The organism is Brachybacterium sp. AOP3-A1-3 (assembly GCF_052378285.1).
Classification (GTDB): domain Bacteria; phylum Actinomycetota; class Actinomycetes; order Actinomycetales; family Dermabacteraceae; genus Brachybacterium.
This window is the reverse complement of sequence record NZ_JBQSXM010000005.1, coordinates 148,593-161,438: the sequence shown is the minus strand read 5'-3', so window position 1 is coordinate 161,438 and position 12,846 is coordinate 148,593. Positions and strand designations below refer to the sequence as shown.

Annotated in this window: 9 protein-coding genes; all 9 read right to left on the bottom strand. The window is 71.0% G+C overall.

The genetic code is table 11. The features are described 5' to 3' along the window. Positions 1–13: 13 nt before the first annotated feature. A complete protein-coding gene (gene pyk / locus ACT3T5_RS09640) occupies positions 14–1,483 on the bottom strand; it encodes a pyruvate kinase (RefSeq protein ID WP_444576593.1) in 1,470 nt (489 codons plus the stop codon). A gap of 100 nt (positions 1,484–1,583) precedes the next feature. Further along, a complete protein-coding gene (locus tag ACT3T5_RS09635; protein ID WP_444576592.1) occupies positions 1,584–3,062 on the bottom strand; it encodes a glutamate synthase subunit beta in 1,479 nt (492 codons plus the stop codon). Next, the gene (gene gltB, locus ACT3T5_RS09630; protein WP_444576591.1) at positions 3,055–7,773 is read right to left on the bottom strand and encodes a glutamate synthase large subunit; all 4,719 of its coding nucleotides are present in this window, start codon (positions 7,771–7,773) and stop codon (positions 3,055–3,057) included. The genes ACT3T5_RS09635 and gltB overlap by 8 nt, the downstream gene beginning before the upstream one ends. 117 nt (positions 7,774–7,890) lie before the next feature. Continuing rightward, complete coding sequence (gene lgt / locus ACT3T5_RS09625; protein ID WP_444576590.1) at positions 7,891–8,820, bottom strand: prolipoprotein diacylglyceryl transferase; 930 nt, start codon at positions 8,818–8,820, stop codon at positions 7,891–7,893. Positions 8,821–8,983: 163 nt separating this feature from the next. Continuing rightward, positions 8,984–9,823, bottom strand: coding sequence for a tryptophan synthase subunit alpha (gene trpA / locus ACT3T5_RS09620; RefSeq protein WP_444576589.1), 840 nt, complete (start codon positions 9,821–9,823; stop codon positions 8,984–8,986). Further along, positions 9,820–11,154, bottom strand: coding sequence for a tryptophan synthase subunit beta (trpB, locus tag ACT3T5_RS09615; RefSeq protein ID WP_444576588.1), 1,335 nt, complete (start codon positions 11,152–11,154; stop codon positions 9,820–9,822). The genes trpA and trpB overlap by 4 nt, the downstream gene beginning before the upstream one ends. Further along, positions 11,151–11,984: an indole-3-glycerol phosphate synthase TrpC gene (gene trpC, locus ACT3T5_RS09610; protein WP_444576587.1), complete on the bottom strand. Its 834-nt coding sequence runs from the start codon at positions 11,982–11,984 to the stop codon at positions 11,151–11,153. Before trpC ends, trpB begins: the two co-directional genes overlap by 4 nt. Before the next feature lie 61 nt (positions 11,985–12,045). Continuing rightward, the gene (locus ACT3T5_RS09605; protein WP_444576586.1) at positions 12,046–12,513 is read right to left on the bottom strand and encodes a DUF2752 domain-containing protein; all 468 of its coding nucleotides are present in this window, start codon (positions 12,511–12,513) and stop codon (positions 12,046–12,048) included. Continuing rightward, positions 12,510–12,758: an HGxxPAAW family protein gene (locus tag ACT3T5_RS09600; RefSeq protein WP_444576585.1), complete on the bottom strand. Its 249-nt coding sequence runs from the start codon at positions 12,756–12,758 to the stop codon at positions 12,510–12,512. The genes ACT3T5_RS09605 and ACT3T5_RS09600 overlap by 4 nt, the downstream gene beginning before the upstream one ends. Positions 12,759–12,846: the final 88 nt, after the last annotated feature.

Below are 12,846 nucleotides of genomic sequence, written 5' to 3'. Positions count from 1 at the left end.
CAGGCGGTGCGTCTCAGTTCTCGGGACCGGCCGCGATGCGGTCGGCCTCGATCCGAGCGGACTCGGTGCCGTCGAGGTCACCGATGCGGTGCACGCGCAGCGTGTTGGTCGAGCCGTGGACTCCGGGAGGGGAACCGGCGGCGATCACGACGAGGTCGTTCTTCTGCAGGCCCTTGCTCTCGCGGAGCATCGCGTCGGCCTCGGCGACCATCTGATCGGAGTCCTTCTGCATGGGCACCAGGTGCGCCTCGATGCCCCAGGTCAGCGACAGCTGGCGGGCGACCTCGGGGTACGGGGTCATCGCCAGCAGGGGGATCGTCGGGCGCAGACGGGAGAGCCGACGCGCGGTGTCGCCGGACTCGGTGAAGGTCACCAGGTACTGCGCGGAGAGCTGATCGCCGATCTCAGCGGCCGCACGGGTGATCGCACCGCCGCGGGTGTGGGGGATGGTGCCCAGCGGGAGGATGCGGTCGGCGCCGTTCTCCTCGGTGTTGATGATGATGCGGGCCATCGTGCGGACAGCCTCGAAGGGATAGGCGCCCACGCTGGTCTCGCCGGAGAGCATGACCGCATCGGCGCCGTCGAGGATCGCGTTGGCGCAGTCGGAGGCCTCGGCGCGGGTGGGGCGCGGGCTGGTGATCATCGACTCGAGGACCTGGGTGGCCACGATGACCGGCTTCGCGTTGCGGCGGGCGAGCTCGATGGCGCGCTTCTGCACCAGCGGGACCTGCTCCAGGGGCAGCTCGACGCCGAGGTCGCCACGGGCGACCATGATGCCGTCGAAGGCGCCGACGATGGAGCGCAGGGCACGCACGGCCTGCGGCTTCTCGATCTTGGCGATGACGGGGACCCGGCGGCCCTCCTCCTGCATGATGCGCAGCACGTCGTCCATGTCATGGGCGTCGCGCACGAAGGACAGGGCGATGACGTCGGCCCCGAGCTTCAGGCCCCAGCGGAGATCGGCGATGTCCTTCTCGCTCATCGCGGGGATGGAGACCGCGACGCCGGGGAGGTTGATGCCCTTGTTGTTCGAGACCGGTCCGGGGACCTCGACGACCGTGGTCACGTCCGTCGCGGTGACGTCGGTGACGCGCACGGACACCTTGCCGTCGTCGATCAGCAGGGAGTCGCCGGGGCGGCAGTCGCCGGGGAGGCCCTTGAACGTGGTGGAGACGCGCTCCTTGGTGCCGACGATGTCGTCCGTCGTGATGACGAAGGTGTCGCCGACCTCGAGCTGGTGCGGGCCGCTCTCGAACTTGCCGAGGCGGATCTTCGGGCCCTGGAGATCGACGAGGACGGCGACGTTGCGCCCGAGGTCCTCGGCGGCCTTGCGGATGTTCGCGTAGACCTGCTCGTGATCGTCGTAGGAGCCGTGGCTGAGGTTCATCCTCGCCACGTTCATCCCGGATTCGATCAGGGTCCGGATCTGGTCGTAGGTGTTGGTCGCCGGACCGAGTGTGCAGACGATCTTCGCTTTGCGCATGTCAACCCATCAGTAGTTCGAATAAGGGCCGCGGCCCTCCGGCGGGCATCACGAAGTGCTCGCCGTACTGGCCGCAGCGTCGCGTGGTCCCCCTAGTGTTTCACACCGTGACGGACTTCTCTCCGGGGCTCACCGGCGCGGGCAGGGAGGACGTGCCCATCAGGGCCCGATCGACCGCCGCCGCGCAGGCTCGCCCTTCGGCGATCGCCCAGACGATCAGGCTCTGACCTCGGGCGCAGTCCCCCGCGGTGTAGACGTTCGGTGCCGTCGTGGCCCAGTCGGCATCGTGCACGATGGTTCCCCGCGCGGTCATGTCCACCCCGAGGGAGGATAGCAGTCCGTCCTCCTCGGTCCCGGTGAATCCCAGTGCCAGGAGCACGAGGGTCGCCGGCAGCACGGTCCCGGTGCCCGGGGTCGGGACCCGCTTCCCGTCGCGGAACTGCGTCCGAGCCACCTGCAGACCCGTCACAGCGCCCTCCTCGTCGACCTCGAAACCGGTCGTCGAGGCGAGGTACGAGCGATCCCCGCCCTCCTCATGAGCGGCGGACACCTCGAACAGCACCGGATGGGTGGGCCACGGCTGGTCCTCGTTGCGCTCGGCCGGCGGCTGGGTGCCGATCGCGAGGGTCGTGACCGACCGCGCTCCCTGGCGCAGCGCCGTGCCCAGGCAGTCGGCACCGGTATCGCCGCCGCCGATGATCACGACGTCCTTGCCCTCGGCGGAGATGCCGTCCTCCACCCAGTCCCCCTCGACCAGGCGGTTGGCCTGGGTCAGGTACTCCATGGCGGGGTGGATGCCGCTCGCCTCACGACCGGGGACGGCGAGCTCCCGGGGCGTGCCCGCGCCGGTCGCGAGGACGACCGCGTCGAAGCGTGACCGCAGGGCGTCGACGGACAGCGCGCCCGTCCCCGTGCCGCCGACGTCGACGCCCGTGCGGAACCGCGTGCCCTCGGCGCGCATCTGCTGCAGCCGACGGTCCACATGGCGCTTCTCGAGCTTGAACTCCGGGATCCCGTAGCGCAGGAGCCCGCCCAGGCGATCGTCCCGCTCGAGCACGACCACGGAGTGGCCCGCCCGGGTGAGCTGCTGGGCCGCGGCCAGCCCAGCCGGGCCCGAGCCCACGACGGCGACGGCGCGACCCGTCTGCCGAGCAGCCTCGACGGGCTCGACCCACCCCTCCTCGAAGGCTCGGTCGATGATCGAGACCTCGATGTTCTTGATCGTCACCGGCGGCTGGTTGATGCCCAGCACGCAGCTCGACTCGCACGGTGCCGGGCAGGCACGGCCGGTGAACTCCGGGAAGTTGTTGGTCGCGTGGAGCCTCTCGGCCGCCTCCTGCCAGTCATCGCGATAGACGAGGTCGTTCCATTCGGGGATCAGGTTCCCCAGCGGGCAGCCCTGGTGACAGAACGGGATGCCGCAGTTCATGCAACGGCCCGCCTGGCGGGACACGACGTTCAGCGTGCCCTTCTCGCGGGCCTCGTACACCTCCCGCCAGTCCATCAGCCGCACCGGCACGGGACGTCGGGCCGGCAGCTCCCGATCTCGGTTCCGCAGGAATCCGCGAGGATCAGCCATGAGTGCTCTCCATGATCTCGTTCCAGACATCGTTCGAATCGGGGTCGATCCCCTGGGCCAGGGCGTCCTCGCGGAGCCCGGTGATGCGGAGGAAGGCGCGGGGCGCGATCTCCGTGAGCCGGCCGAGGAGCTCCTCGGGGTCGGCGAGCAGTGCGGCGGCCCGGTCGGACCCGGTGCGCCGGGCATGCTCGGCGATCGCGTCGAGCACGAAGGACCGGTGGTCCTCGCGCACCGCGGTGATCTCGAAGGTGGTGGCGTCCTGGGCGTTCAGCGCCGCCGGGTCGAGGTCGAGGATGAACAGGGTGCCCCCGCTCATCCCCGCGCCGAGGTTGCGTCCCGTCGGGCCCAGCACGATCACGGCGCCGCCGGTCATGTACTCCGCCCCGTGGTCGCCGATCCCCTCGACGACGAGCGTCGCCCCGGAGTTGCGCACCCCGAAGCGCTCCCCCGCCGCGCCGGCGAGCAGGAGCCGGCCGCTGGTGGCGCCGTAGGCACAGGTGTTGCCGGCGATCACGGCCGAGGTGAGCGACGGCTCCGTGGCGGCGCCGTGCCCCACGGCGATCACGCCGCCGGAGAGCCCCTTGCCCACGTAGTCGTTGACGTCCCCGGTCAAGTGCATGCTGATCCCGCGGGGCAGGAACGCCCCGAAGGACTGCCCTCCGGTCCCCTCGAGGTCCAGCACGATCGAGTCGTCGGCCAGGCCGTCTCCCCCGGTCCGGCGGGTGACCTCGTGCCCCAGCAGGGTGCCGGTGCTGCGCTGGACGTTGCGGATCGTGTCGGCGATCCGCACCGAGGAGGCCTGCCCGTCGATGACAGCCGCGGCCCGGGAGATCCACGGGTGATCCGCGGCGCGCTCGAGCTGATGGTCCTGTCCGCGGCGGCGCCGCGGATGGTCGCCCGGATGGATGGTGGGCGGCGCGAGGATCGCTCCCAGGTCGAGCCCTTCCCGCTTGGCCGCGCCGAGGGCCGACCCGCTGCGGGCGTCCTCGCGCAGTGCCAGGAGGTCGCTGCGCCCGACCGCCTCGTCCAGGCTGCGCAGGCCGAGGGCCGCGAGGTGCTCGCGCACCTGCTGGGCGACGAACTGGAAGAAGGTCACCACGTGCTCCGCGCGGCCGGTGAACCGTGAGCGCAGCTCGGGGTTCTGGGTGGCCACGCCCACCGGGCAGGTGTCGAGGTGGCACACCCGCATCATGACGCAGCCGGAGACGACCAGCGGTGCGGAGGCGAAGCCGTACTCCTCCGCCCCCAGCAGCGCGGCGATCACCACGTCCCGTCCCGTCTTCATCTGGCCGTCTACCTGCACGGTGATGCGATCGCGCAGACCGTTGAGGAGCAGGGTCTGCTGGGTCTCCGCCAGGCCGAGCTCCCAGGGGGTGCCGGCGTGCTTGAGCGAGTTCAGCGGGCTCGCCCCGGTCCCGCCGTCGTGCCCGGAGATGAGCACCACGTCGGCATGGGACTTGGAGACTCCTGTCGCGACCGTGCCGACCCCGAACCGCGACACCAGCTTCACGTGCACGCGGGCCGCCGGGTTCGCCGACTTCGCATCATGGATCAGCTGGGCGAGGTCCTCGATCGAGTAGATGTCGTGGTGCGGCGGCGGCGAGATCAGGCCGATGCCCGGGGTCGAGTGGCGGGTGCGCGCGATCCACGGATACACCTTCTCCGGGGGCAGCTGCCCGCCCTCGCCCGGCTTCGCCCCCTGGGCGATCTTGATCTGGATGTCCCGGGCGAAGGTCAGGTACTCGCTGGTGACCCCGAAGCGGCCCGACGCGATCTGCTTGATCGCGCTGCGTCGTTCCGGATCGCGCAGGCGCTCGGGATCCTCCCCGCCCTCCCCGCTGTTGGACATGCCGCCCAGGCGGTTCATCGCGATCGCGAGGGTCTCGTGCGCCTCCTGCGAGATCGAGCCGTAGCTCATGGCCCCGGTCATGAAGCGGCGCGTGATGGTCTCGACCGGTTCGACCTCGTCGATCGGCACCGGGTCGAGCTCCCCCGTGCGCAGGCGCAGCAGTCCGCGGATCGTCATCAGTCGCTCGTGCTGGTCATCGACCTCGTCGGTGTACCTCCGGAACTCCTCGAACTGCCGGTGCTTCGTGGAGTGCTGCAGGCGGAACACGGCCTCGGGGGTGAACAGGTGCGGCTCCCCCTCCCGACGCCACTGGTACTCGCCGCCGACCGGGAGGTTGCGGTGGGCGGGGTGCTGCCCGTCGACCGGGTACGCCAGGGCGTGCCGAGCCGCGTTCTCCTGCGCGATGACGTCCAGGGTGATGCCGCCGATGCGGCTGATCGTGCCCGGGAACCACGTCTCGACGAGATCCTGCGCGAGGCCCACGGCCTCGAAGATCTGGGCGCCGCGATAGGAGGCGACCGTGGCGATGCCCATCTTCGACATGATCTTCAGGACACCCTTGCCGAGCGCCTTGTTGAGGTTGCGGACGGCCTGCTCGGGGGTGATGTCGCTGAGCACCCCGCGGCGCACGAGCTCCTCGACGCTTTCCATCGCGAGATAGGGGTTGATCGCGCTCGCCCCGTAGCCGATCAGCAGGGCGGCGTGGTGGACCTCCCGCACGTCGCCGGCCTCGACGACCAGCGCGGCCGCGGTGCGGCGACCGGTGCGCACGAGGTGGTGCTGCACGGCGCTCGTCAGGAGCAGCGACGGGATCGGCGCGAGCGTCTGGTTGGCGTCGCGGTCCGAGAGCACCAGGAAGGTGGCGCCGTCGTCGATCGCCGCGACCGCCTCCTCGCAGATCTCCTGCAGGCGGCGCTCGAGCGCAGCAGTGCCCCCGCTGACCGGGTAGAGGCCGCGCAGGCGCACGGTGTGGAAATCCGCCGTGGCAGGGTTCGCGTCGACCGCGATGATCTTCGCGAGCTCGTCGTTGTCCAGGATCGGGAAGTCCAGCCCGAGCTGGCGGGCGTGCTGCGGGGTGGCGTCGAGCAGGTTGCGCGACTGGCCGATGGCCACGCCCAGCGAGGTCACGATCTCCTCGCGCAGGGAGTCCAGCGGAGGGTTGGTCACCTGCGCGAACATCTGGGTGAAGTAGTCGAACAGCAGCCGGGGCCGCTCCGAGAGCACCGCGATCGGGGTGTCGGTGCCCATCGCTCCGAGCGGTTCGGCCCCCTTGGCGGCCATCGGGGCGAGCAGGATCCGCAGCTCCTCCTCGGTATAGCCGAAGGTCTGCTGGCGCCGCACCACGGAGGACCGCGAGTGGATGATGTGCTCGCGGGAGGGGAGATCAGCCAGCTGCACCTTCTGCTCGCGCACCCAGATGCCGTACGGGTGCTCGGTGGCGATGGCGTGCTTGAGCTGATCGCTCGGGACGATCTCCCCCGCGGCGAGGTCCACCAGGAAGATCTCGCCCGGGGCCACGCGCCCCGTGCGCACCAGGGAGCTGCGCGGGACATCGACCAGCCCGGTCTCGGAGCCGAGGATCACCAGGTCGTCGTCCGTGATCCAGTAGCGCAGCGGGCGCAGTCCGTTGCGGTCCAGTCGCGCGCCGACCTGGGTGCCGTCGGTGAACACCACCGAAGCGGGTCCGTCCCAGGGCTCCTGGAGCGCCGCATGGAACTCGTAGAAGGCCCGCAGATCGGGGTCCATCGTGGCGTCGTTCTCCCAGGGCTCCGGGATGAGCATCATGAGGGCGTGCGGGAGGGATCGCCCCGCGAGGTGGAGCAGCTCGAGAGCTTCGTCCAGACCGGCGGAGTCGGACGCTCCGGGGGTGTTGATCGGCAGCAGCCGCTCGAAGTCCGCCCCGAAGGCGTCGGTGCGCATGCTGCCCTCGGCGGCCCGCAGGCGGTTGCGGTTGCCGATGACGGTGTTGATCTCGCCGTTGTGGGCGAGCGCCCGGAAGGGATGGGCGAGCGGCCAGGCCGGGAAGGTGTTCGTCGAGAACCTCGAATGCACGATCGCGAGCTCGGAGGTGAAGCGGGGATCGCGCAGATCCGGGTAGAACTCGTCGAGCTGCACCGGGGTGAGCATGCCCTTGTAGACCATCACCCGCGTGGACAGCGAGGGGAAGTAGGCCCCCGTGGTGTGCTCGACGCGGCGGCGCACGGCAAAGGCCGCCCGCTCCAGCTCGAGGCCGGTGAGCGCTCCGGCCGCATCGGGGGCATCAGCTGCGCCGGCAGGTGCCCCGGCAACGGCGTCGGAACCGGCGTCGGCGGCGGCGTCGGCGAGGAAGACCTGCACGAAGTCGGGGCGGACCGCCTCCGCGGAGGGGCCGACGAGACCGTCCGTGATGGGCACCTCGCGCAGGCCGAGCAGCTGCAGGCCCTCGTCCGCGCTGATCGTCCGAAGAGCCTCCAGCGCCTCTGCTCTGCCGGCCGGATCACGGGGCAGGAAGGCGGTTCCGGCCGCGTAGGCGCCGAGGGGCGGCAGCTCGAACCCGACGACCTCGCGGAGGAAGGCATCGGGCAGCTGCACCATGATGCCGGTGCCGTCGCCGGTGTCCTCCTCGGCGCCGACCGCACCGCGGTGCTCGAGGTTGCGCAGCGCCGTGAGCGCGTGCTCGACGATGTCGTGCCCGGGGCGACCGCGCAGGGTGGCGATCATCGCGACACCGCAGGAGTCGGCCTCGCTGTCGGGGTGGTAGAGGCCCTGGGGGGCGGGGAAGTCGGAGAACCGCGTGGACCGGACGGAGTGCGCCGTGCCTCGATCGTCGGTGCGGTGCGTGGAGCCGGTGGGCGGAACAGAATCAGAATCGAGAGGTCGCATGGGAGCGAAGCCCTTCCAGATGGGCGGCCGGTGACGGGGGCGTCGGATATCGACGACTGCCCGGTCGCGGGCCCTGGATCCACCTGGCGATCTGCATCGCGCGGGGTCGTGTGGGGCCTACGGTCCGGGTGAGGGTTCCTCACCAGCGGACGGAGGCGTCCCGGACTTCTCGACCTCGTCCTCGTCGGGGCCGTTGCCCGCGGTCTGGGCGGACAGCACGAACGAGCCGTCGGCGGCGACGACCTCTCCCCCACGGCGCTGCTTGCGCCGCGTGAGGACCACGAACACCAGGACGCCGAAGAGCACCATGAGGATGGCGACGAGGGTGTGGATGCGCAGGGGTCCGACCATCAGCACCGGCTCGGTGCGGATCGAGTCGACCAGGGCGCGCCCTGCGGAGTAGATGACGACGTAGGCCCAGAACACGCGTCCCCCGGCCCACTGGAACCGTCGGCTCAGGAGCAGCAGCACGGCGAGGCCGCCGAGCATCCAGATCTGCTCGTAGGCGAACGTGGGGTGGTACGTCCCGGGGGTGCAGCCCCCGATGGTCTGACCGTTCGTCACGCAGGTGACGTCCCAGGCCCACCAGGCGTCCAGCCGGGGTCCGTAGAGCTCCTGGTTGAACCAGTTGCCGAAGCGGCCGAGGATCTGGGCGGCCATGATCGTCGGCCCGATGGTGTCGGCCAGGGCGACGAAGGAGACCTTCTTGATGCGAGCCATGATCCAGACGGCCACGGCTCCGCCGGCCACGCCGCCGTAGATCGCCAGACCGCCCTGCCAGATGTAGAAGACCGCGAGCGGGTCGCCGTCCGGCCCGAAGAAGGGAGCGGGAGAGGTCAGCACGTGCCAGATGCGGGAGCCGACGATCCCGGCGATCACGGCGACGAACACGATGTCGAAGAGATCGTCGCCGTTGCCGCCGCGCCGCTCCCAGCGCTTCGTGGCCCACCACAGGGCCAGCCCGATGCCGGCCAGGATGCAGATCGCGTAGAAGTGCACCGTGAGCGGGCCGAGGGACACCGAGGAGATGGGCGGGCTGGGGATCATGTCCGTGCACTCCTCGCTGTCAGGCCCCGTTCTCTGCGGGCTCGTGGTCGATCGGGGCTGGTGGTCGATCGGTACTGATGGACGATCAGGCCTGGTGGTCGATCAGCGCTGGTGGGCCCTCACGATCGACGCGTCACGTTCGAAGGGTACTGCCCGACGGAGCTCAGCGGCGCGCGCGTTCAACCCCTGAACGCAGGTCGTCGGCCACCGCAGCCAGCGCGGTGCGCGAGGCGGTCGGGTCCCCTTCGTTCTCGAGCAGGGCGCGGACGAAGGCGGAGCCGACGATCACGCCGTCGGCATACGCTCCGACCTGCGCGGCCTGGTCACCGTTGGAGACGCCGAGGCCGACGCAGACGTTCTCGGCGCCCGCCGCGCGCGTGCGTTCGACCAGTCCCTCCGTCGCCGCGGAGACGCTCGCGCGGGTGCCGGTGACGCCCATGGTGCTCGCGGCGTAGACGAAGCCCCGTGTGTGCGAGACCACATGGGCGAGGCGGTCGCGGGGCGAGCTGGGGGCGACCAGGAAGATCCGGTCGACGCCGTGCTCCTCGCTCGCGGCGATCCAGTCGGCGCCCTCGTCGGGGATCAGGTCCGGGGTGATCACCCCGGCGCCGCCTGCTGCCGCGAGATCGCGGGCGAAGGCATCCGGGCCATAGGCGAGGATCGGGTTCCAGTACGACATCACGAGGATCGCGGCTCCGCGCCCGGAGAGCGCCTGAACGGCCTCGATCACGTGCCGGGTCCGGTTGCCGCCGGCCAGGGACGCGGAGGCGGCCTTCTGGATGATCGGGCCGTCCATGACGGGATCCGAGTAGGGCAGGCCCAGCTCGATCATGTCGGCGCCGTGGTCGATGAGCACCTTCGCGGCGTCGATCGACCCGGCGAGGTCCGGGTAGCCGACGGGCAGATAACCGATCAGGGCGGCACGGTTCTCGGCGCGGGCGGCGTCGATCGCCTCCGCCGACCGCAGCCGGTGGGGGTCGGTGGCGATATCGGTGGCGGTCATCGCGTCTCCTTCGGATCGGTGCTGTCGGAGGTGGCGCGGGCCTGTGCTCGCAGTGCGGCCAGATCCCCGGAGGCAGGGCCGTCCCCCACCAGTCCGAACCAGCGCGAGGCGGTGTCCACGTCCTTGTCACCGCGGCCCGAGAGGCTGACCAGGATGACGGCGTCCTCGCCGAGCTCGCGGCCCAGCTCGAGCGCTCCGGCCAGGGCATGGGCGGATTCGATGGCGGGCATGATGCCCTCGGTCATCGACAGCAGGGCGAAGGCCTCCATCGCCGGCCCGTCGTCGATCGCGCGGTACTCGGCGCGGCCGATGTCCGCCAGCCAGGCGTGCTCGGGGCCCACGCTGGGGTAGTCCAGGCCCGCGGAGATCGAGTGCGAGGGGATGGTCTGGCCGTCCTCGTCCTGCATGACGAAGCTGCGGGCCCCGTGGAGGACGCCCGGGGTGCCGCCGCCGATGGTGGCGCTGTGGCGGCCGGTCGCGATCCCGTCGCCGCCGGCCTCGCAGCCGACCAGCCGCACGAGGGGGTCGGTGTCGTCGAGGAAGGCATGGAAGATGCCCATCGCGTTGGAGCCACCTCCCACGCACGCCACGACGGCGTCCGGGAGGCGACCGGCGACCTCGAGGGTCTGCTCCCGCGCCTCCTCGCCGATGATGCGGTGGAAGTCGCGCACCATCACCGGGAACGGGTGGGGGCCGGCGACCGTGCCGAGCAGGTAGTGGGTGGTCTCGACGTTGGCCACCCAGTCGCGGAACGCCTCGTTGATGGCGTCCTTGAGGGTGCGCGAGCCCTGCGTGACTGCGACCACCTCGGCGCCGAGCAGTCGCATCCGGGCGACGTTGAGGGCCTGCCTCTCGGTGTCCTCCTCACCCATGTAGATCGTGCAGTCGAGGCCGAACAGGGCGGCGGCGGTGGCCGTGGCCACGCCGTGCTGCCCGGCTCCGGTCTCGGCGATCAGGCGGGTCTTGCCCATGCGCTTGGTCAGGAGAGCCTGGCCGAGCACGTTGTTGATCTTGTGGCTGCCAGTGTGGTTGAGGTCCTCGCGTTTGAGCAGGATCCGAGCTCCGCCAGCGAGCTGCGAGAAGCGGGGCGCCTCGGACAGCAGGGACGGACGCCCGGTGTACTCGCGGGCCAGTCGCTGCAGCTCCTCGATGAACTCGGGATCCAGCACGGCCTTCTCGTAGGTCTCCCGCAGCTCGTCGAGGGCGGGGACCAGTGCCTCGGGCAGGAAGCGGCCGCCGAAGCCGCCGAAGTACGGGCCGGCCTCGGAGCGCAGCTCTCCCTCCGGTCGGGCGAGATCGGGGATGGTGGGTCGGGAGGCCGAGGTGCTCATGCCTGAGCTCCTTCCGGGACGGTGCGGCCGCGACGGACCACGGAGCGGAACGTGGAGACGGCGTCCCCGGTGTCGCCGGAGGTCACGAGGGCTTCGCCGACCAGGACGGCGTCCGCCCCTGCGGCGGCGTACTCCTGGACGTCGGCGACCGAGACGACGGCGGACTCGCCGATCGCGAGAGGCCCGGCGGGGATGCGCCGCAGCAGGGTGGTGGCCCGGGCGAGGTCCACGTCGAGGGTCTTGAGGTTGCGGGCGTTGACGCCGATGATGTCGGCGCCCAGGGCGAGCGCACGATCCAGCTCGTCGTCGGTGTGCGTCTCGACCAGGGCGCTCATCCCGAGCGCCGTGATCTGCTCGTGCAGCTCCTGGAGCTGGGAGTCCTCGAGTGCGGCGACGATCAGCAGGACGAGGTCGGCGCCGTGGGCGCGTGCCTCGAGCACCTGGTACGGGTCGACCACGAAGTCCTTGCGCAGCACCGGCACGCGGACGCGCTCCCGCACTGCGTCCAGATCTGCCAGGGTGCCTCGGAAGCGACGCTGCTCGGTGAGCACGCTGATCGCGGACGCCCCGTGATCGGCGTAGATCGCCGCGAGGTCGGCGGGGACGGGGATCTCCGCGAGGTCGCCCTTCGAGGGGCTCGCGCGCTTCACCTCCGCGATCAGTCCCATCGTGGTGCCGTCGCCGTGCAGGGCGGCGCGGGCGTCGAGCGCCGGGGCAGCCGCACGGGCCAGGTCCTCGAGCTCGGTCGCAGGGACCTGGCCGCGGCGGGTCTCGAGGTCCTCGCGGACCCCGACGATGATCTCGTCGAGCACGGTTCCGGTGGTGACCACGGATACCTCCTGCAGCAGTCGGGGGCGATGCCCGCAGATCGCGAGCACCTCGGGTCCGGTCTCAGGCGCCGATGAAGGAGATCGGGGCGATGAACCAGAAGGCGGGAAGGTTGCGCAGCACGGTGAAGACGGCGATGAGGGCGACCAGGATGTATGCCACCCGGGTGGAGGGCAGCAGGTCGGTGGCCAGCCCGCGCACCCGGCGGATCATCCAGAGCACGAAGGCTGCGGCCACCAGCGGCAGTGCGACGGTGATCAGCGCATTGCTGCGCAGGGCGAGCAGCAGATCCCCGGCGAGCACGGAGTGCACGGCACGGATCGCGCCGCAGCCCGGGCAGTACAGGCCTGTCAGGTGGTAGACGATGCACAGCGGGATGTCCGTGCGGAACGGGTCGAAGACCAGCTGGACCCCGACCGCCAGGGCGAGGCCGCCGGCCACGATGCCCGCCGGGAGCAGCGCCCTGCGCAGTCCGCGGGCGGGAACGGCCGTCACGGCAGCGCCGTGCCGGTCGCCCACCCCGGTGGTCACCGCGCTTCGGCCTCAGAGGCCCGACGACGGGGCTGACCGAAGCCGGCGAGGGACAGGACGATGCCGGCGATGATCGACACGGCGATCACGCCGGTGCCGATCCACACGAGCAGCACCATCGGCAGGATCATGCCCAGCCCGATGAAGAGGGCGCCGAGGACCACGCCGAAGTTCAGCGTGTACGCGGCCACGGTCTTACCCTCGTTGTGGGGCGGGGGCGGCGGCACGGTGTAGGTCTTGGTCATGATCCTTCTCCAGTCAGGGGCCCGGTCCAGGCCATTGTGCCACGTCATCCTCGGGTCGAGGCGGAGGCGTCCGCCCCGCGCCGCAGGA

Excerpts from the sequence above, each read along its gene's own strand:
- pyk (WP_444576593.1), bottom strand. The coding sequence starts at position 1,483 with ATGCGCAAAGCGAAGATCGTCTGCACACTCGGTCCGGCGACCAACACC.
- ACT3T5_RS09635 (WP_444576592.1), bottom strand. The coding sequence starts at position 3,062 with ATGGCTGATCCTCGCGGATTCCTGCGGAACCGAGATCGGGAGCTGCCG.
- gltB (WP_444576591.1), bottom strand. The coding sequence starts at position 7,773 with ATGCGACCTCTCGATTCTGATTCTGTTCCGCCCACCGGCTCCACGCAC.
- lgt (WP_444576590.1), bottom strand. The coding sequence starts at position 8,820 with ATGATCCCCAGCCCGCCCATCTCCTCGGTGTCCCTCGGCCCGCTCACG.
- trpA (WP_444576589.1), bottom strand. The coding sequence starts at position 9,823 with ATGACCGCCACCGATATCGCCACCGACCCCCACCGGCTGCGGTCGGCG.
- trpB (WP_444576588.1), bottom strand. The coding sequence starts at position 11,154 with ATGAGCACCTCGGCCTCCCGACCCACCATCCCCGATCTCGCCCGACCG.
- ACT3T5_RS09600 (WP_444576585.1), bottom strand. The coding sequence starts at position 12,758 with ATGACCAAGACCTACACCGTGCCGCCGCCCCCGCCCCACAACGAGGGT.